Origin of the sequence: Azospirillum sp. TSO5, assembly GCF_003116065.1 — a bacterium.
Classification (GTDB): Bacteria; Pseudomonadota; Alphaproteobacteria; order Azospirillales; family Azospirillaceae; genus Azospirillum.
In genome coordinates this window covers 98,511-118,145 of sequence record NZ_LGQY01000019.1, presented here as the reverse complement: position 1 = coordinate 118,145, position 19,635 = coordinate 98,511, and the positions used below count along the sequence as shown (strand labels likewise).

At 69.7% G+C, this 19,635-nt stretch carries 13 protein-coding genes and 1 pseudogene; 8 read left to right on the top strand and 6 right to left on the bottom strand.

Annotated features, from left to right (window positions below; all coding sequences use genetic code 11):
- The 3 genes and pseudogenes from TSO5_RS05605 to TSO5_RS05595 form a co-directional block, all read right to left on the bottom strand.
- A pseudogene (locus tag TSO5_RS05605) lies at window positions 1-1,794 on the bottom strand (hypothetical protein); the annotation flags it as partial.
- Window positions 1,795-1,995: 201 nt separating this feature from the next.
- Complete coding sequence (locus tag TSO5_RS05600; RefSeq protein WP_109150653.1) at window positions 1,996-3,690, bottom strand: glycosyltransferase family 41 protein; 1,695 nt, start codon at window positions 3,688-3,690, stop codon at window positions 1,996-1,998.
- Window positions 3,691-3,698: 8 nt separating this feature from the next.
- Window positions 3,699-4,289 (bottom strand): SIS domain-containing protein, encoded by a 591-nt coding sequence (locus TSO5_RS05595; protein WP_109150652.1) that lies wholly within the window; start codon window positions 4,287-4,289, stop codon window positions 3,699-3,701.
- A 234-nt stretch (window positions 4,290-4,523) separates the two neighbouring features.
- On the opposite strand from TSO5_RS05595, the gene TSO5_RS05590 reads away from it, so the two are divergent.
- Entirely contained in the window at window positions 4,524-5,075 is a 552-nt protein-coding gene (locus TSO5_RS05590) for a hypothetical protein (RefSeq protein WP_247870603.1), read from the top strand.
- A 19-nt stretch (window positions 5,076-5,094) separates the two neighbouring features.
- On the opposite strand, the gene TSO5_RS05585 is transcribed toward TSO5_RS05590, so the two are convergent.
- Window positions 5,095-6,438 (bottom strand): tetratricopeptide repeat protein, encoded by a 1,344-nt coding sequence (locus TSO5_RS05585; RefSeq protein ID WP_109150651.1) that lies wholly within the window; start codon window positions 6,436-6,438, stop codon window positions 5,095-5,097.
- Between the two features lie 188 nt (window positions 6,439-6,626).
- Between TSO5_RS05585 and TSO5_RS05580 the strand changes: the two genes are divergently transcribed.
- The 6 genes from TSO5_RS05580 to TSO5_RS05555 all read left to right on the top strand — a co-directional run bounded on the left by TSO5_RS05580 (window position 6,627) and on the right by TSO5_RS05555 (window position 16,199).
- Window positions 6,627-8,228, top strand: a complete 1,602-nt coding sequence (locus tag TSO5_RS05580) for a glycosyltransferase (protein ID WP_109150650.1) — start codon at window positions 6,627-6,629, stop codon at window positions 8,226-8,228.
- Complete coding sequence (locus tag TSO5_RS05575) at window positions 8,225-11,257, top strand: glycosyltransferase (RefSeq protein WP_247870602.1); 3,033 nt, start codon at window positions 8,225-8,227, stop codon at window positions 11,255-11,257. The genes TSO5_RS05580 and TSO5_RS05575 overlap by 4 nt, the downstream gene beginning before the upstream one ends.
- A 141-nt stretch (window positions 11,258-11,398) precedes the next feature.
- On the top strand, window positions 11,399-14,509 hold the full coding sequence (locus TSO5_RS05570) for a M10 family metallopeptidase C-terminal domain-containing protein (protein ID WP_109150649.1): 3,111 nt from the start codon (window positions 11,399-11,401) through the stop codon (window positions 14,507-14,509).
- Window positions 14,510-14,645: 136 nt separating this feature from the next.
- Window positions 14,646-15,296 carry a hypothetical protein gene (locus tag TSO5_RS05565; RefSeq protein ID WP_109150648.1) on the top strand — a complete coding sequence of 217 codons (651 nt, stop codon included), beginning with the start codon at window positions 14,646-14,648 and terminating at the stop codon, window positions 15,294-15,296.
- Window positions 15,297-15,456: 160 nt separating this feature from the next.
- Complete coding sequence (locus TSO5_RS05560; RefSeq protein WP_109150647.1) at window positions 15,457-15,735, top strand: PqqD family protein; 279 nt, start codon at window positions 15,457-15,459, stop codon at window positions 15,733-15,735.
- Between the two features lie 38 nt (window positions 15,736-15,773).
- Complete coding sequence (locus tag TSO5_RS05555; protein ID WP_109150646.1) at window positions 15,774-16,199, top strand: lasso peptide biosynthesis B2 protein; 426 nt, start codon at window positions 15,774-15,776, stop codon at window positions 16,197-16,199.
- Window positions 16,200-16,243: 44 nt separating this feature from the next.
- Here the strand turns inward: TSO5_RS05555 and TSO5_RS05550 are convergent, their stop codons facing one another.
- Complete coding sequence (locus TSO5_RS05550; RefSeq protein WP_158282371.1) at window positions 16,244-18,028, bottom strand: asparagine synthetase B family protein; 1,785 nt, start codon at window positions 18,026-18,028, stop codon at window positions 16,244-16,246.
- A gap of 174 nt (window positions 18,029-18,202) precedes the next feature.
- Window positions 18,203-18,373, bottom strand: a complete 171-nt coding sequence (locus TSO5_RS32620) for a hypothetical protein (protein WP_158282370.1) — start codon at window positions 18,371-18,373, stop codon at window positions 18,203-18,205.
- 648 nt (window positions 18,374-19,021) lie between these two features.
- Here TSO5_RS32620 and TSO5_RS05545 point away from each other — a divergent pair.
- Window positions 19,022-19,603 carry a tail fiber protein gene (locus tag TSO5_RS05545; RefSeq protein ID WP_109150644.1) on the top strand — a complete coding sequence of 194 codons (582 nt, stop codon included), beginning with the start codon at window positions 19,022-19,024 and terminating at the stop codon, window positions 19,601-19,603.
- Window positions 19,604-19,635 lie beyond the last annotated feature (32 nt).

Genomic DNA, 19,635 nt, shown 5'->3' with positions numbered 1-19,635 from the left:
GGAGGTGACGGAGGGAAGAGGGGCGGGGTCGGCCTTGCGGGGCCAGACGGCGGGAGCCGGTGCGCGATGTTCCCGCCGGCCCCGCCACAGATAATGGACCAGCGGGTTGATGCCCGCCGCCCCCACGTCGCGGTGGCGGTCGAGATAGAAGCCGGCGTCGAACCGCGGCCCCGGAAGGCGTCCCTCTGCCGCGCCGTGCTGGAGGTAGTGGACCAGCGGATTGATGCCCGCCGCCGCCACATCCGGATAGCGTTGCAGATAGAAGGCGGTGTCGAACAGCGGATTGGGATCATGGCCGGGAATCGCCGCATGCCGCAGGTAATGCAGCAGCGGGCTGCCGCGCGCAGCCTCCGGGTGGCGCTCCAGATAGAAGGCGGTGTCGAACAGCGGGCTGGGGTCGTGGCCGGGGATCGTCGCATGCCGCAGGTAATGGGCCAGCGGATTGGCCTTCGGCGGCATCGCGTCGGGCTGATGCTCCAGATAGAAGGCCGTGCTGAACAGCGGGTGGGGGTCGTGGCCGGACGCCGCGCCGCAATGCAGGTAATGGCCCAGCGGGTCCAGACCCGTCGCGACGGCGTCGGGGTAGCGACCGGTGTAGAAGGCGATGCTGAACAGCGGATTTGGGTCGCAGCCCGCCGCCGCGCCGTGCCGCAGGTAATGGGCCAGCGGGTTGATGCCCGCCGCCGCCACCTCCGGGTGGCGCTCCAGATAGAAGGCGGTGTCGAACAGCGGGTTGGGATCGTGGCCGGGGATCGTCGCATGCCGCAGGTAATGGACCAGCGGATTGATGTCGGCCGCTGCCGCCTCCGGGTGGCGTTCCAGATAGAAGGCGGTGTCGAACAGCGGGTTGGGATCGTGGCCGGGCACCGTGGCGTGCCGCAGGTAATGGGCCAGCGGGGTATCCCCCGCCCGGACGCTGTCAGGATGGCTGATGACGTAGAACACGGTGTCGAACAGCGGGTGGGGATCGTATCCCTGCGCGACGCCGTACCATATGTAATGGATCAGGGGGTTCAGGCCGGACGCCGCCACATCGGGATGCGCGCCCTGATAGAAGGCAATGTCGAACAGCGGGTGCGGGCTGTATCCCCGCGACGCGCCGTGGCGCAGGAAATGGCTGAGCGGATCGGCTCCGATGGCCGCCGCTTCGCCCACCGATCCGCCGACGGCCGCCACCGCGGTGTAATGGGCGGTATCGAACAGCGGGTGGGGATCGAGACCGGCGGCGGCGCCGATGCGCAGATAATGGAGGAGGGGATTGTCCCCCGCCGCCCGAAGATCGGGGCTTGGCGAAGCGCGTTGCCGGGCACGGTAATGGAGGGTGTCGAACAGCGGGTGCGGGTCGATCCCCGCGGCAGCCCCCTCCGTCAGGTAATGGAGCAGGGGCGGGATGGCGCGCTCCGCCACTTCAGGGCAGCGGGCGGCATAATAGGCGGCGTCGAACAGCGCAGAGGCCGCAATTGCCGACAGGTCTGCGGACAGGGTAGGGGGCAGGGTGGTGGACTGCTGGGGCGATTGTCCGGGACCGGCGGCATTTTCATCCCTGGCGAGCGCGTCGTAGAGGCTCCGGAACCGGGTCTCCTGGCTGGCGAGCCGTTGGTGCAGCCGCTGCTCGACGATCCGCAGCAGGGTCAGGTCGCGGGTCAGCGTGGCGATGGCCGCATCCTTGAGCGCGGCGGCGTGATCCGCCCGCTCCTTCTCCCGCATCAGCGCGTCGATTCGGCTCCGCAGCGTGGCGACCGTTTCCGCCCGTTCGGCCAGACCGTCGATGAGATGTGAAATCGGCAGATGCACGCCCGGCAGACCCCCCGGGGACGGATCTGCCGGCGGCTCGCGGTCGTCCCGGGTACGGATAGGGTCAGGCATCGGTTCGCAACGACATCGTCGGCCTTTGTCGAAAGGCGGTCACCAGTTGGCCGGGGCGGCCGCCGGAAAGCCCCTGATTATATCGGCGCCACCGTGAAAGAGCCATGCCCGCTCCACACCCGGCGCAGATCAAGCCGTACCGGCCTCTCCGCACCAGCGCCGCCACATCAGCCGGTAGGCGGTTTCCAGGTTGCGCATGAAGCGCCTCTCGTCGCAGAGCACCGACGCCCGCACCCGCTCGCGCATGCCCATGCGCAGCCGCATCAGCCGGGTCAGGTCGCCGGCCAGTTCCGCCGCGATGGCGGCGTAGCGGTCGGGGGTGGCGGCGACCAGTTCCGGCAGGCCGATGGCGGTCATCAGGCTGGCGCCGACGCGGGCGGCGTGCCGCCCGCCCGCCAGCGTCACCAGCGGCGCCCCCATCCACAGCGTGTCGCAGGTGGTGATGGTGCCGTTGTAAGGATGCGGGTCCAGCGCGATGTCGATGCGGTTGTAGGCGGCCAAATGCCCGGCGGCGTCCTTGATGAAGCCGACGAGGTCGAGCCGCGCCGGGTCGATGCCGGCGGCGGCGAAGCGCGCCCGCACCATGGCGGCGGTGCCGGGGTCGGACAGCGGCCGGTCCTTCAGCAGCAGACGGGAGTCCGGCACCCGCCGCAGCACCTCGGCCCACAGCGCCACGGTGCCGTCGGTGATCTTCGACAGCTTGTTGAAGGACCCGAAGGTGACGGCCCCGGTGGCACCCGCCGGCAGCGGCACCACCGGCGGGGCGGCGGCCGGCGGCCGGAAACACAGGAAGGGGGCGGGCAGCCGGACCAGCGTTTCCACCGCATGGGCGTCGGTGGGGCCGATCGGGTCGCTGATCGCATCGACGATGCGATAGCCGACCGACGCCATGCCGGTGCCATTGGGATAACCCAGCCACGTCACCTGCACAGGCGCCGGGCGGCGGGCCAGCATCGGCAGCCGGTTCAGCCCGGAATGGCCGGCGAGATCGACCAGGATGTCGATGCCGTCGGCGCGGATCTGTGCCGCCAACGCCTCATCGTCCAGATGGCCGACATTGCGCCAGCCGTCGGCCTGCGCCTTGAAACGGGCGGTGTAGGCGTCGGCGTGGCTGTCCGGCAGGATCGAATAGCAGACGATCTCGAAGCGGCCGCGGTCGGCCGCCTCGAACAGGGGCGTCAGGAAATAGGCGCCCAGATGCTCGCGGAACTCGACCGACAGATAGCCGATGCGCAGCCGCTTTTCCGGATCGGGCGGGTTGGCGTGCGGGACGGCGGGCAGGTGGGCTCGGCCGATCCCGTCACCGAACCGCTCGTCGAAGCGCCGGTGCTCGGCCAGCAGGCGCTCGCCGGACAGGTCGAGATAGTTGAGGCACAGCAGCCGCTGGCTGGCGACACGCGGGTCGTCGGGCTTCAGCGCCTCGGCCCGGTCGAAGACGGCGGCGGCCTCGGCGGCCTCGCCCCGCATCTGCCGGGTCACGCCCAGGTTGAACCACAGCCCGGCGCCCTGCCGTGGCTCCAACTGGATCGCCCGCGTCCAGCAGCGCACCGCCTCGTCCAGCCGGTCGCCGAAGGCGGCGCTGCCCAGCCCGACCCAGGGCTTGTCGTAGTCCGGCCGCAGCACCAGGGCGGCACGCAGCGCCGCCGCCGCCTCGGCCGGACGCTTCAGTTCGGACAGGATGACGCCCAGGTTGTTCCACAGGTCGGCGGCCGTGCCGTCCTGTGCCAGCAGGTCGCGGTAGAGAGCCGCAGCCTCCTCCAGCCGCCCGGCGCCGAAGGACTCCAGCGCGCGGCGCTTCAGCGCATCCAGAGTGGACGAGTCCATGGACGTGTTCAGGCCAGCCGGGCTTCGACCTGCTCGCACAGGTAATGATAGAGGCAGATGTGGACCTGCTGGATCAGCGGGGTGGAGCGCGACGGCACGTCGAGCAGGATGTCGCTCATGCCGGCCAGCTTGCCGCCACCCTCGCCGGTCATGGCGATGGTGGTCATGCCCAGCCGTTTGGCCACCTCGAAGGCGGCGATGACGTTGCGCGAATTGCCGCTGGTGGAGATGCCCAGCAGGACGCCGCCCGGCTCGCCATAGGCCTCGGTCTGGCGGGCAAAGACGCTGTCATAGGAGTAATCGTTGCTCCAGGCGGTCAGGACAGCCGCGTTGGAGCTGAGGCAGATCGCCTTCAGCCCGCGCCGCTCCTTCAGGAAGCGGCCGACCAGTTCGCCGGTGATGTGCTGGGCATCGGACGCCGAACCGCCGTTGCCGCAGACCAACAGGGCCTTGTTGCTGCCCAGCGCCGTGGTGACCGCCGCGACCGCCGCCTCGACCCGGGCTGGATCCAGGATGTCCATGGTGCGCTGCAGGACGTCGATGGCGGCGGTGAGGCAGCCGTGCAGCGAGGGGGCGGAGGTGACCTGGGAGTCGTCCATGGGCGAGATACCTTTGCGTGACCGGTGGTGCGCGTCGGCAGTATATGGGGGTGCAGTGACGGAGCGGGTGCGGAGATGGTCCGTGCCCTGCGTGTGCAGCGGCCAGTGCATCCTATGGAATATAGGGGGCTGTCAACTGCCAGCCGCGCAATGACGGCTTTCCTACACCGCTCGCAAAGCTTATTTTCGGTCCCACGCTCCAGCGGTGGGGCGAGAGGATGCCAAGGGTGGTCAATGACGACGCGGACGGTCCGGCTGGGCCCCCTCAGCGTGAAGATGTACTGTGCGATCGGCATGATCGCCGTGTCCTGGGCTCAGCTCGAGGACATGGTGTCGCTGTGCATCTCCCGGCTGCTCGGCACCGACCACACCGACTTCCTGCCCATCGCCTCCAACATGCAGGTCAAGGCCCGCTTCGACGCGCTGAAGGCCATCGCCGGCCTGCGCCTTCCCCCGGATGAGGCGAAGGCCCTGATCGCCCGCTGCGACGAGGCCCTGGAATTGGGGCGGGAGCGCAACAAGATCCTGCATGGTTCCTGGATCCAGGGCGAGACCGACGACGTCGCCATCCGCCTGAACTACCGCGCCCACGGCCGCATCCTCGCCGATGCCCCGGTCATCTCCGCCCGCGAGATCGCCGAGATCAGCGACCGTATCACCATGCTGACCGAAGGCTTCGCCCAGACGCTTCAGCGCCTTGGCCTGTTCGATCCCAAGAACCCGATGCGCAACCCGATGCGAGGGACGGGCAACGAGACCGCCAAGCCGCCGGAAACGGCGGACTGAGAAGCGACGCTTTATCTCCCTACCGCCACACCTCGAACGGCACCAGCCCGCGGTTGCCCTCCGCGGGGTGGAGCAGCAGGCGGGGGGAGGGGTTCAACGCGGCGGCGGTGGCGGCGAAGGCCCCCGTGCTGATCGCCAGGATGTCGGCCCGCGTCATCACGTGGAAATCCTGCAGATACTCCAGCCCCTCCCAGCGGACCGGGAAGTCGGCCGGGGTGGTCGGGTTGAAGCGGGCGAATTCGGGAACCACGCTCGGCTCGTCGGTGGCGACGAACAGCACCGGGTCCTCCAGCGTCGGCCACAGCCCGTCCAGCCAGTCCAGATAGAGCGACAGCGGCGTGTAATCCTGGTTCCACCAGTCGGTCTGGCGGATGTGCACGGCGACCAGCGTGCGGCCGCGGCGGCGCAGAGCCTCCACCGGCGGTTCCAGGAAACGGTTCCAGCAGGGGCGCGGGGTCAGCCAGGACAGGATGTCGGTCCGCCGCTCCTTCAGCATCGGGTTGACCGGAGAGCCGCCCAGGAACAGGTCGCGGTCGCGGAAGTGATCGGCCACCCGCCCATCGAAGCCGCGGGCGAAATCCTTGCGCTGCTGCAGCCAGCCCTGGAATTCCGGCAGCACCGACGGGTCCAGTCGCGGATCGTCGAGCGAGAAGAAGGCATGCCCGACCCAGTCGGGGGTCAAGAACTCCATCCCGTATTTCTCGGCATAGAGGCGGACGGCGACATACTCGTTCACCGTCTGGGCGAAGCGTCCATAGGAGCCGAGCGAGGCCATGGTCAGGCAGGGGCGGTCGCGCCGGGCCTCGCGCCGCCGGTTCCATCCTCCCGCCTCCGCCGGCGGCAGCGAGCGGTCGAAGCGCATCAGCGAATAGGCGATGTAGGAGGGTGAATAGTTGCCCTTCAATGCGACCGAGCGCTGCAGCAGTTCATAGGCGCCGTCGGCGTCGCCCCTGGCCCGGCGCACTTCGGCCAGAGCGGCCATCGCCTCGGCATAGTCGGAGCGCGCCTGGATGGCGCAGTCGAAGGCCACTTCCGCCCGGTCGACATGCCCGCACAGCAACAATGCCTGCCCCAGATGATAGAGCGTGTCGACCGAACCCGGATCGCGGCGCAGCGCCTCCGCCAGGATCGGCACGGCTCTCGCCGGCTCGCGGTTCTTGCAGGCCGCTATGCCCTGGATCAGCAGGGCGTGGGCATTGCCGGGATCGGCGGCCAGGATGCGCTCGCAGATCATGGTGCTGATGTCGAGCCAACCCGAATTGCAATAGGTGAGCGCCTGCTGGACGGCATCGGGTACCGCCATCCGCTGTCCAGGCAGGGCTTCGATCTGGATGGGGGCGGCGATTTCGGCGGAGCCAGCCATAAAAGGGTACCCGGAAAGGAGGGGTGCGGTTGCCCTGACTTGCACCCGCATCAGCCGGAGGGTCAAGCTGCCTTGTTGCAAGCCCCGGCGATTTCACCGATCTTCCTCCGCCTTCCGGCTCCTCCGATCCGGATGCCCGATCCGCCGCCCGTCCGTCCATTCTCCGGTTCCGGAACAGCACCCGCGCCATGATCTCGATCCACGACACCCTGACCCGGGCCGTCGGCCTGCACCAGGCCGGCGAGACCGACCGGGCGGTGACGCTCTACCGCAGCATCCTGGCGGTCGACCCGGCCCAGGCTGATGCTCTCCATCTGCTTGGACTGCTGAGCCGCCGCCCCGCCCCTTCGCGCGGGGTGGCGCTGGTGGCCCGTGCCCTGCGGCTGGTCCCGGCCCATTCCGGCGCGCTGTTCAACCAGGCCGGCACCCTGATGCAGATGGGCCGGCTGGAGGCGGCCATGGCCCATTTCCGCCGCAAGCTGGAGGTGGATCCGGCCTGCGCCATGACGCTGTCGCGTCTGGGGATGGAGGCGCTCTCCTGCGGGCGGATCGACGAGGCCGAACGGCTGCTGCGCCGCTCCGCCGCACTGGAAACCGGCGGCGGCGTGCCCGTTCCCCGGCTGCGCTGCGCCCTGGAACGCTGTGCCACCGCCCGCGCGATCCGCGACGACGCCGCGGACTCCTCCCTGCCGCCGGGGCTGGTGGTGCGCGGGGTGTTCCGCGACAGCAGCGGCTATGCCTATGCCGTCCGCCGCTTCGTCCAGGAACTGGTGGCGGCCGGGGTCCGCGTCCGGCTGGTCGACCTGAACTATGGCGACGCCGACAACCTGCCGGACGACCAGATCGATCCGCTTCTGCTTTCGCTCGACCGGCCGGTGCGGGCCAAGGCGGTGCTGACCGTCACCACCCCGCCGGCGGTGGAGAGCATCCCGGGGCTGAAAACCGTCAATTTCAGCATGTTCGAGGCGGTCGACATCCCGGATCTGTGGGCGGGCCTCAGCCGGCGCCACGACCATGTGGTCGTCGCCACCGACTCCTCCCGCACGGCCTGGCTGCGCGCCGGCCACCCGGAGGAGCGCGTCCACATCTGCCCCGCCGGGGTGGAGACGGTGGACGCCGCGGGCGTCTCCCCCGCCTTCATCGTCGACAGCCTGGGCCGCCGGCTGGCCGATTACCCGGTGCGCGTCCTGAACGTCTCCGACTTCAACGACCGCAAGAACCTGGACGGGCTGCTGCGGGTCTGGCTGCGCACGACGCGGACGGAGGACCGGGCGGCCCTGCTGCTGAAGGTCGGCAAGGCCGGCGGGGTGTCCGGCGGCATGCGTGACCTGCTGGCCCGGGTGTCGGCGCAGACCGGCCGGGCATTGGAGCAGGCGGCGCCGGTCTTCCTGGTCGAAGGCAAGCTGTCGGACGCGGAGATGATGTCGCTCCACGCCGCCTCGACCCATTACTGGAGCATGTCGCACGGCGAGGGCTGGGACCTGCCGATGGCCCAGGCCGGGGCGATGGGGCTGACCCTGCTGGCGCCCGACCACAGCGCCTACCATGCCTATCTGGACGGGCGGGTGGCGCACATGATCCCCAGCGCCGTCACTCCCGGCATCGGCGCCTATGCCGGTCAGGACTGGTGGAGTCCCGACGAGGGCGAGGCTTCCCGGCTGCTGCGCGCGGTCATCGACGACCCCGCCGGCACCCGCCGGTCGGCGCAGGCTCATCTGCTGGAGCATTTCAGCTGGCAGGCCGCGACCCGCCGGCTGATCGCCCTGCTGCGGGAGTTGGACGCGCTGTGACCGCCTCCGCCCCTGCCGCCGCCACCTCCGACCCGAGCCTCCGCCTGCCGGACCCGGTCACGCTCTTCTGCTGCCTGGCCCCGCCCGACTATTACCGCCGGCCGCTGTTCTCGGAACGGGAGGTGTTCTGCGGGCCCGATTGTCCGACGGTGGAGACGGGCGACGGCTTCGCCTCGCTGAACACCCCGCCCGGCGAATATGATCTGACGGCCGTCGTCGCCCGGCTGCCGGCGCACCAGCGTCCGGACCTGATCGTGGTGAAGGCCGACGCCACCCGGCGCAACCTTCCCCGCGGGCTGGACCGGCTGCCGGGCACCAAGGTGCTGCTGGTCGGCGACACCCATCACTTCGCTGGCCCCTTGCGCACCCTGCTGGCCTATGGCGCGATGGAGGACTTCGACGCGGTGATGCTCGACCACACCCGCCAGCACGCCCATCTCTTCCTGGAGGCAGGGTTCGAGCGGGTCTATTGGATCCCGGCGGTGGATTACGCGTTGCGCCGGCGCGACATTCCCCCGGCCCCCGACCGCCCGCTTACCTTCGTCGGGCAGATCGGCGCTTTTCACCCCTGGCGCCGCCATGTGCTGGAGCGGTTGAGCGCGGCCGGGTTGCCGCTGCTGGGCATGCGGGCAGACCCGGAGAGGGCGGCCGACGTCTATGCCGCCTCGCAGGTTACGCTGAACGTCTCGCTGAACGGCGACCTCAACCTGCGCGTCTTCGAGGCGCTGGGCGCCGGCGGCTTCCTCATCACCGACGCGCTGTCGCGGGACGCCGGGCTGGAGCGCTGCTTCACCCCCGGCCGCCATCTCGCGACCTACCGCTCGCCCGACGAGCTGGTGGAGCTGGCGCGCCATTATCTCGACCACCCGGACGAGGCGATGGCGATCCGCCGGGCAGGCCAAGCGCATCTGCTGGAATTCCACAGCCCGCAGGTCAAGCGCGCCCAGTTCTTCGCCGCCGTGTTCGACGACCGTGTCGATCCGGCGCTGGAGGTCCGCGGGGAGCGGCGCGGGCTGGCGCCGCTGCCGGCCCGGAGCATCGGCTTCCGCCGCCGCCTCGCCGCCTATGAGGCGCTGCAGAAGCTCCAGCTGACGGCGTCGCGGCTGACCATCCACGCAGACGGGCAGGACGGAACTGGAGGCGGCTTTGCCGCCGACCTGCGGACCATGGCCCGCGACCTGCCCCGTGTGGTCTTCGCGGATCCGGACGCGGGTTCCGAACCGGTTGCCCTGCCGCTGCCGCCGTCCGCCGACCGGGTGCGGGACGACGCGGTGACGCTGCTGCCCTGGCCCGACCGGGCGGAGACCGACCGCCGGATGGCCCGGCTGCCCGGCGCCTCCGTCCTCTGTCCCACCCTGTCGTCGCGCGACCATGCCGCGGCTGCCGCCCATCTGGCCGGCTGGGGTTTCGTGCCGACCGAACCCGGCGGCATCCTGTTCCAGTGCGCCGACGCTCTGCGCTATGCCGGCCGCTCGCTGTCCGACCCGGTCCTGGCGCCGGATCTGCGGCGCGCCCGCCTCGCGGGGCTGGAGCCGATGCTGCGGACCGCCGAACAGTTCATCGGCGTCGCCCGGCTGGCCGCCCGCTTCGGCGAGAATTCCCTGACGGAGCGGTTCCTGCTGCGCGCCGTCGGGCTGGACCGCCAGCAGCCGGATGCGCTCGCCGGGCTGGCCCGCCTGTGCGCGGCGGGTGGGCGTCCGGTGGAGGCCGCCATCTATCTCGGCGAGGCCCGCCGTGCCGCCCGGCTTGCCGGCCCGGCCGATCCGGCCCCGGACCTCGACGAGGCCGCGCTTGCCGCTTCGGCCGGCGGCCATCCGGGGCTGGAGCGCTACCATGCGCTGTTCCGGCAGGCGGCGGTTCCCTCGACCGGGCGGCCCCGCCGCATCCTGGTGGTCACCAACCTGTTCCCGCCGCAGGAGTTCGGCGGCTACGGCCGCAAGCTGTGGGAATTCTCGGCCGAGCTGATCCGCCGTGGCCATGCGGTGAAGGTGCTGACCGCCGATGTGCCCGACCTGACCCGGCCGGGCATCGCCGGGACCGAGGACATCGAGGCGCATGTCGACCGTTCGCTGACCCTCTACGGCACTTGGAAGGGCGGGCGCGCCTTCACCCACGACGACCCGGCCCATTGTGCCGCCCTGATCCGCGCCAACATCCGCCGCGTGCTGGAGACCGCCCGCGACTTCCGTGCCGACGCCTGTCTGGTCGGCAACCTCGATATGTTGGCGACCGAGTTCCTCGACCCGCTGACCCGGCAGATGGGCGTGCCGGTGCTGCATTGCCTGGGCAACCAGCATCCCGGCTACGCGCCGGAGGCGGCACCCCGCTCTCCGCTCTACCGCGCCGGGCCTGCCAGCGGCTGGGTGGCGGAGCGGCTGGCGGCCGGGGGCTATGGCCTGCCCGCCACGGTGATCCATCCCGGCGCCCGCGTCGATTACTTCCACCGCGCGGTGATGCCCTCGACCGACCGGCTGCGCATCGCCTTCGCCAGCCTGTTCGTCAACTACAAGGGGCCGCAGACGCTGGTCAACGCGCTGGGGATTCTCCATCGCGAGGGCATCGACTTCGACTGCACCTTCGCCGGGGAGGCGCCGGACGCCGACCTTTCGGCCCGCTGCCGCGACTTCGTGGAGCGCAACGGCATGGCCGGCAAGGTGCGCTTCACCGGCTTCCTCGACCGCCGGGGCCTGTCCGACCTGTTCGCCCGCTGCAACGTGCTGGTCTTCCCCAGCGTCTTCCAGGAGCCCTTCGGCATCTCGCAGGTGGAGGCGATGGCCGCCGGCCTGACCGTGATCGGCAGCGGCACCGGCGGCAGCGGCGAGGTGCTGCGCGACGGCATCGACGGCCTGCTGTTCAAGGCTGAGGACCACGAGGCGCTCGCCGATCGCCTGCGCAGCCTGGTCAGGGACCGCGCCGCCTGGCTGCGCATGGCCCTGTCCGGCCGCGACCGCGCCCGCGACTTCACCGTCGGCCGCTCCGTCGACCGCATCGAGGCGGTGTTCGAGGAACTGATCGCGCAGAAGGGGTGAGCGGGAGGAACCGCAGTCCGTTGCCCGCGGTTCATTGGCCGGTGGAGAAAAAAGGTCCGGGTTCCCCTCCCCTTTCGGTTGGGGGATGAAAGGTTGTAGAGTGGCGGAGCCGCAGCCCGCGGCGCGGATTCCCTTGCGGCCATGACCACCATTCTCCCAGACCTGTCAGACGCTTCGGCCGGTGCCGTGCCCGCCTGTTCCTGCCTGCTGTGCAGTGCCGCCGCCTGGAGTGCCGCCCCCATCGCCGCAAGTCCGGACCCGCAAGGCGCGCTGCCGCAGGGCGCCGCTTCGTCCACCGTCCAGGCCCTGCTGGCGACGGGGACGCCGCGCTGGGGCAGCGGCGGGGTCGGCAGCGGGGCGACGGTCACCTACAGCTTCATGGAGCAGGCGCCGTCCTACGCCTCCACCTCGGACACCACCGGATTCGCGCCGCTGTCCGCAACGCAGCGCGACGCGGTGCGGCAGGCCTTCGCCGCCTGGAGTTCGGTCGCCAACATCTACTTCGTCGAGACCTCCGACAGCGCCAACAGCGGGCAGGGCGGGTCGATCCGCATCGGCACCAACCGGCAAAGCTCCAGCGCCGCCTACGCCTATTACCCGACCGGGTCGCTCTATGACGGCGGCGGCGACATCTACCTCGCCAACACCGCCTCGACCAACGTCAGCCCGACGCCGGGAACCTACGGCTACCTGACCATCCTGCACGAGATCGGGCACGCCATCGGGCTGAAGCATCCCGGCAACTACAACGCCACCGGCGGCGGGGGCGAGCCGCCCTACCTGTCCTCGACCGAGGACAATTACCGCTACACGCTCATGTCCTACAACCAGCACCCCAGCCTGGGCCTGAACGGGCTGGCGACGGGGCCGGCGCTGTACGACATCGCGGCGGCCCAGTACCTGTACGGCGCCAACACCGGCACCCGCATCGGCGACGACCGCTATGTCTTCGGCAGCAACACCACGCCCTTTTCCCAGGCGATCTGGGATGCCGGCGGCACCGACAGCATCGACGCCGGCGGGCAGGCGTCCGCCGTCACCATCGACCTCACTCCCGGCGCCTTCAGCTCCATCGGTCCCAACGGATCGGGCGGGCTGGCGGTGGGCAATGTGGCGATCGCCGCCGGCGTCACCATCGAGACCGCCATCGGCGGCGCCGGCAGCGACATCCTGATCGGCAACACCGCCAACAACCTGCTGATCGGCGGCGCCGGTGACGACACGCTGACCGGCGGCGCCGGTGACGACACGCTGCAGGGCAACGGCGGCATCGACACCGCGGTCTTCAACGGCAGCCGCTCCTCCTACACCGTCACCGTCACCGCCGACGGCGCCACCATCTCCGGCGGCGGCGAGGGCACCGACACGCTGACCGACGTCGAATTCGCCCTGTTCGCCGATACCCGGATCAGCCTGACGCCTCCGGCGGTCACCGCCAAGGCCGGTCGGGTTTCCATCGGCTCCTCGATCACCATCGCCAGCCTGGTGACGGCGGCCGATCCGGCCGGCGGCCTCGTCACCCAATATGAGCTGGTCGACAACACCAGCGGCGCCGGCTCCATCATGGTCGGCGGGGTGGTTCAAGCCACCGGCGCCGTGGTCTCGCTGAGTGCCGCCGCCTTCGCCGGCGTCACCTTCTCCGCCTCCTCCCTGACAAGTCTCGACGAGCTGTCGGTGCGCGCCTACAACGGCGTGGCCTGGAGCCGCTGGGTCGGCTTCAACATCTCCTCCCGCCCGGCCAACCGGCCGCCGACCGTCCAGGGTGACAAGACCCTGACCGCGCTGGAAAGCGGACCGGCCATCGCTCTCGGCATCGACCGGCCGAGCGATCCGGACGAAGGCGACAGCATGACGGTGACGCTGACCCGGCTGCCCACCGCCGGCACGCTGCGGCTGGCCAACGGCACCCCCGTCGCCGCCGGGATGACGCTCGGCACCGCCGATCTGGCCGGCCTCACCTATCAGGCGCCATCCGGCACCCCGTCGTCGCCGGGCTCCTTCGCCTACACCGTCACCGACAGCCAGGGCGCGGTCAGCGGCCAGACCGTGACCTTGCGGGTGACCCCTCTGGCCGAGACGATGGCCGGCTTCGATCCGCTGGTCTATCTCGCCTCCAATCCCGATCTTGCCGCCGCCTTCGGCAGCGACGCCACGGCCGCCCGCGAGCATTACCTGCGCATCGGCCGAGCGGAAGGGCGGGCAACCGAGTCCTTCGACCCGCTGGCCTATCTGGCCGCCAACCCGGACGTGGTCGCCGCCTATGGCTACGACCGCAAGGCCGCGACCCAGCATTATCTGACCTTCGGCCGGCGGGAGGGGCGCTCGACCGGCAGCTTCGATCCGCTGGCCTATCTGGCGGCGAACCGCGATCTGGCCGCCGCCTTCGGCACCGACACCGTCGCCGCCACCCGCCATTACCTGACCCTTGGGCAGCGGGAAGGGCGCGGCACCCGCTTCGACGCCTTCGGCTATCTGGTGTCGAACCCGGATCTGTCCGCCGCCTTCGGCCTGGATCCGGCGGCGGCGACCCGCCACTACCTGACCATGGGGCGGTTTGAGGGGCGCAGCATCACCTTCGACAGCCTGGGCTATCTGGCCGCCAATCCCGATCTGGCCGCCGCCTTCGGCACCGACACCGCCCAGGCGGCCCGGCATTACCTGTCCTACGGCCAGCGGGAGGGGCGCGGCAGCAGTTTCGACGCGCTTTCCTATCTGGCGGCGAACCGCGATCTGGCAGCAAGCTTCGGCAACGATCCCACACGGGCGGAGGAGCATTACATCCGCTTCGGCCGTCTGGAAAACCGCGCCACCAGCTTCAACACCCACGACTATCTGCTGGCCAACCCGGACCTGCTCAGCGTCTTCTCGGGCAGCGAGCAGCAGGTGAAGCTCTATGTCGTGCTCTACGGCAACACGCCGCGGCGCGACGCCGGTGGCTTCGATGCGCTGAGCTATCTGGCCGCCAACCCGGATCTGGCTGCGCGCTTCGGCACCGACACCGCGGCGGCCACCGCCTATTACCAGTCCACCGGCCAGACGGAGGGGCGTCCGACCCGGTTCAACGCGCTCGCCTATCTGATGGCCAACCCCGACCTCAGCGCCGCCTTCGGCAGCGACCAGCAGAAGGCGCTGATCCACTTCATCACCTACGGCCGCAACGAGTCCCGTCCCAACCCGATCGGCTATGTCCGCCCGCAGTCGGCCGGGTTCGCCATGGCGGGCGACGGGCTGCTGGCCGCCGCGATGGGGTAGGGGCTGGCGGAACATACGCCGGCCTGCGACAGTAACGTGTATGATCGGCCGGATCGGATCGCCAAACAGGAACTTCGGCCGATCTCCACCACCACCAGCCACCAGCGGCCGGAGACCCCACGGAGACCCCAGGAACATGCGTCTGCTGATCCACGGCATGCAGTCGAGCGGTGCCACCACCTTCACCCGCACCTTGGCGGAGCGGCCGGGTTGCGTGGCGCTGGTCGACATCGCGAACAATTTCGCCGCCCCCCGCGCCACCACCACCGTCGACTTCGTTGCCAAGGTGGTGGTGACGACCGCCTACCCCCTGGCCGTCCATGTCGAGCGGTTCCGCCCGGACAAGGTCGTGCTGCTGCTGCGCGACCCCCGCGACAATTACCAGAGCCTGCGCACCAAGGATTACCGTCATTACTCCGGGCTGATGGAGGAGAAGTTCCTGATCCTGGACCAGCTCTTCGCCGAGCGGGAGCGGTTCGACGCGGTGGTCCATTACGAGGATTTCGTGGCGCGCGATCCGGCGGTGGGCGAGGCGATGGCCCGGCTCGGCTGGCCGATCGAGCCGGAGTATCACCGCTTCTCCCGAAGCTACAACGATCTGCTGGGCACCCTGTGGGACCAGGAACCGGCCATCCGCGACACCATGCTGACGGTGTTCGGCAACAGCCGTGGCCGCGAGGTGGAGGAAAAGCACCGCGACAAGCCCCGCGACCCGGCCGTCGATGCCGAGCTGGAGCGGCTGTGCCCGCGTCTGCTGGCCTATTACCGCGCCCGGCGCGGCGGCTAGAGTGTGATCGCTTCAAGCGGAACCGCTTGAAGCGTGAATCACACGGAAAACAAAGAGATTGGCGTCGATCCCGGTGGCGCGATTCCAATTGCGGCCGCAAGGGGATTTGTATTTGATCCGGCGATCCGACAGCCGGCAACCCAGAGAGGAACTTCCCCCGATGACGCGCGACGAGGCAACGATCGTTCGCAACGAGGGCCTGCTGGCCGCCACCATCGACGCGGAACTGGTGCTGCTCGACCGCGAGCGGGGGGAATATTACGGGTTCGACCCCATCGCCACCGACATCTGGAACCGGCTGGCGACGCCGCAGACGGTCCCCGTCCTGGCCGCCGCCCTGGCCGAAGCCTACGAGGGCGATCCCGCCGTGATCGAACGCGACCTGCGCGCCCTGCTGGAGGAGATGCGGGCGCGCGGCATGGTGACGATGACTGCATGAGGGCGACTGCATGAGGGCGGCTGCATGAGGATGGCCGCATGAGGGTGACGGGCACGCGGATCCGGCATCGCGCGATGGTGCTGGAGGCGGCGCTGGCGCTGACCGCCGCGCGGGCCGCGCTGGCGCTGGTCCCGCCGCGCCGGCTGCTGCGCGACGCCACCGCCGCCGCGACGCCGCCGTCGGCCGTGCCGCCGCCCGATGCGCGGACGCTGGCGGGCGGGCGGGCGGTGGCCGCCGCCATCGAGGGCGCGGCGCGGCGCCTGCCCTGGACCTCCACCTGTCTGGTGCGGGCATTGGCGGGCCGGTTCATGCTGCGCCGCCGGCACATCGCCTGCGCGCTGCATCTCGGCGTCGCCAAGCCGGCGGACCGGCTGGAGGCGCACGCCTGGCTGACGGTGGGCGACCTGATCCTGACCGGCGGCGCCCAGGCGCCGGGCTTCACGCCGCTGGCGCGGACGGACTGAACGCGCGGACTGAACGCGCGGGCTCAACGCGCGGGTCTGGCCCGTCAGTCGTTGCCGCCTTCGGCCCAGCGCAGGAACACGCCCAGCGCGACGCCGCCGCCGAGCGCGTCCATCATCTCGTGATAGCGCGGCTCGGCCGCGTCGGCGTCGGTGGGCCAGTTGTCCAGGCTCGCGCGCAGGCGCGGCACGTCGACCAGTTCCCGTCCCAGGGAGGAGCGGTCCAGCCGGTCCAACTCCCCCGCCATCCAGGGCCGGAGCCGGGTCATCCAGTCATGCCACTCCGGCAACTGCCGGCCCCTCCTCGTCTCGGTCAGCACCTCGGCCGGCAGCCGGTCGGCCAGCACGCGGCGGGCGAGGAAACGATCCTGCCGGCCACGGGTGAACTGGTCGTGGGGCAGGGCCAGGCAGAACTCCGCCATCCGCACATCGCCCAGCGGGTCGCGGTATTCGACCCCGCGACGCAGGCGCAACGGGCTGTAGAGGCTGCTGCCGAGCCACGTCTGTTCGATGCAGGCGAGGCGCCAGCGCAGGCGGAAGGGCACCCCGGCGTCGCCCGCCACCGCGTCATGCCATATGCCGTCGGCGTCGATGCCGTCGGCGGCGTCGGGGCTCAGCCCGGTGATGGCCTGCCACGCCGGGGGCCGGCCGGTCATCCGGCGCAGCCAGGGGCCGGCCCAGGGCGGTGCCAGTCCGCGCAGCGCCCCCTCCGCCGCGCGGCGGCCGGGGGATCGCCGGAACCGCGCCAGCCCGTCGGCCAGTGCGCCGGGCAGGTCGGCGAGCGTGGCGGGGCGCACCCGCGTCGCGATGGCGGTGGCGGTCAGGGTGGCGTTGCCGGCCCGCCCGCCGAGCATGGAATGGGCGCCCATGGCGCGGGCACGGTTCCACAACGCTTCAAACCACGCACCGGCCAGCAGATGGACCGGCGGACGCCCGGTCAGCGGCATGTGAGTGCGCAGGAGATCCTCGACCGAATCGAGCCGGGCGGGCGTCGCCTCCGCCCGGATGTTGGGGTGGAGGGCGGCGGTGGCGCGCGCCAGATCCCATTCGTCCTGGAAGGCGGACTGCCCAGGGACAGGTCGCCTCGCTTGCGGGTCCGGTCGCATCGTCAGCGTCCGCACCGTCTCGGGAGCGGCGAGCCGTGCCGCGGTGGCGGCGACGGCGGACGAATCAAGCCCGCCCGAGAGCATCGCCACCACCGGCCCTGCGCCACGCAGATGGTCGGCGACCACCCGGTCCAGCAGGTCGCGCGCCGCCTCCACATACTCCTCGTCGCGGCGGAAACGGACCCGGCGGTGTGGGTCCAGACGCCAATAGCGTTCCACCGCCATGGAGTCCGGAGTCGCCACCAGCTTGTGGCCGGCGGGAAGCTGGTCGATGCCGACGAAGCAGGTGCGGCCGCCCGCATGGGAGATACCAAGGCCGGCACGGGCGACCGCCAACGGATCGACCACGCGTGGGACGGCGGGATCGCTTTGCAGCATACCGACGGTCCCGGCGAAGCTCAGCCGCCTGCCCGGCGTGCGATGAAAGAACAGCGTCCGCCCGCCCGTCCGGTCGCAGGCCAGCAGCAGGCGACGCTCCGCCATGTCCCACCAAGCGATGGCGAACTGCCCGTGCATGCGATCCAGCGCCGCATCACCCCAGCGCGCCAATGCCGCCGCGATCAGGCCGGACTCCGGCATCGTCTCCGCGTCCGGCCCCAGGTCGGCGCGCAGCCCGTCCGAATCGGCCAGCCAGCCGTCGAGAGCCAGCAGGTAACGGCCATCGCCATGGGCCGAGGGCCGTCGCGCCTGTGCCGTGGAGCGATCTGGGGAACCGGTCAGCCCCAACAGGCAAGGGCCAGACCGGCGGACCTGCGTGGATTGGGAACGGCTGCCAGGGACCGGGCGATCGGTTCCGCGCTCATCGACGGGATAGGAAGCGCCACCCGCCAGGTCCAATACGCCATACAGCAGGGGCATAAAAAGGCACGCGATCCTACTTTTTGACTGAACGAGAAACTGTCAGCTGGACATCTTATTTGTACTTGAGTCGGTTGTGGTGATCCCGCTGTTCCGGGTCTCGGCCAGCGACAGGATCTGTATCCGTGGCGCCTGCCAGACGGGCCGCACGTCTTGGCCGTGTATCAGTCGGCTTTCCATCTGCCGTCCACGCTCCTCATCGCCGACGCTCATGTTCCTCTCCCCATCATGACGATTGCAAACAGTCTCCCGGCGGAAACCTAACGCGTGCATCCGTCCCGGTGCAAGGCGCAAACTCAGAGCAATCGTTTGGAAAGCGGAATCTTAGAGAGCCTTTTTGCCCTTTGAACAAGGGCATCCGCGATTGGCTTGTGGAGAAGGCATCCTCCCGCTCCACACTGCAATATGAGTCTCGGAATGCTGCCGCGCCGGCAACAAAACGCAGCGGCGAGTCACTTCGGAAATTCGTTCGCAAACGGTTGGTTTCTTTCGATTCGTCTTGTTCGCTTATGAAGTGCGCGCGGTCATGCCATCCAGTTCGATCACGGCGGAAGCATTCATGATGGTCATCTCGACGACTCGCCGATGGGACGACCGGCTTCTTTTCCGCCGCCATAATACCTAACACACTGATAGAAAACGATAAGATCCATCAGTCGGATGACGATCGGCGCTCATGATAATTCTGAATCGTCAAGGATCCACTGATAGCAAATGCCAAATCATATCCTGCCGCCGCGAAGGCATGGACATGCATAGAGCTCGAAGAACTCGCTTGCTCTAAACGGGTGCACGGTGCAATAAAATCTCGGCAAAGTCGTCTCCGTGCCCGATAGGCACTCTAATCAGGGAGGATTGGGGATGAGTGAAATCACTCTTGGCGAAATCCGGCTGTTTCCGTATCCCAACAAAGTACCCACGGGCTGGCTGCCCTGCGAAGGGCAGATCCTGCAGATCCAGCAGTACGCGGCGCTGTACGCCTTGCTTTACACCCGCTTCGGCGGCAACGGCACGACGACCTTCGCCCTGCCGGACCTGCGCGGCCGCACCCCGGTTCATTATGGTCACAGCGCCACCGATCTGAACCGGATCGGCGCGCCCAACGGGATCAACATCGGCACCGCGACCGGTTCGGAAACGGTGACCCTGGGCCTGTCGCAGATCATGGGCCACAACCACACCTTCCATGTGGAACCGACGAACGCCACCCTACAGGCTGTCGCCAATTCGCTGGCCTCGACCTCAATCAAGCCGGCGGCGGCGGCGGCCACCGCTCCTGCGGCGCCGAACCTGTACGCCGCGCCGGGCACCGCCACCGTGGCGCTGAACCCGTCCTTCATCACCCCGTCCGGGTCCAGCCAGGGGCACGAGAACCGTCAGCCCTATCTGCCGCTGCGCTTCTGCATCTGCGTGACCAACGGCTATTTCCCGCAGCGGAACTGATCGCCCGTCCCCAATCCTGTCTCCCGCACTCC

Coding starts and splice junctions, on each gene's coding strand:
- TSO5_RS05600 (WP_109150653.1), bottom strand. CDS start 3,690: ATGGACTCGTCCACTCTGGATGCGCTGAAGCGCCGCGCGCTGGAGTCC.
- TSO5_RS05595 (WP_109150652.1), bottom strand. CDS start 4,289: ATGGACGACTCCCAGGTCACCTCCGCCCCCTCGCTGCACGGCTGCCTC.
- TSO5_RS05590 (WP_247870603.1), top strand. CDS start 4,524: ATGACGACGCGGACGGTCCGGCTGGGCCCCCTCAGCGTGAAGATGTAC.
- TSO5_RS05585 (WP_109150651.1), bottom strand. CDS start 6,438: ATGGCTGGCTCCGCCGAAATCGCCGCCCCCATCCAGATCGAAGCCCTG.
- TSO5_RS05580 (WP_109150650.1), top strand. CDS start 6,627: ATGATCTCGATCCACGACACCCTGACCCGGGCCGTCGGCCTGCACCAG.
- TSO5_RS05570 (WP_109150649.1), top strand. CDS start 11,399: ATGACCACCATTCTCCCAGACCTGTCAGACGCTTCGGCCGGTGCCGTG.
- TSO5_RS05565 (WP_109150648.1), top strand. CDS start 14,646: ATGCGTCTGCTGATCCACGGCATGCAGTCGAGCGGTGCCACCACCTTC.
- TSO5_RS05560 (WP_109150647.1), top strand. CDS start 15,457: ATGACGCGCGACGAGGCAACGATCGTTCGCAACGAGGGCCTGCTGGCC.
- TSO5_RS05555 (WP_109150646.1), top strand. CDS start 15,774: ATGAGGGTGACGGGCACGCGGATCCGGCATCGCGCGATGGTGCTGGAG.
- TSO5_RS32620 (WP_158282370.1), bottom strand. CDS start 18,373: ATGAGCGTCGGCGATGAGGAGCGTGGACGGCAGATGGAAAGCCGACTG.
- TSO5_RS05545 (WP_109150644.1), top strand. CDS start 19,022: ATGAGTGAAATCACTCTTGGCGAAATCCGGCTGTTTCCGTATCCCAAC.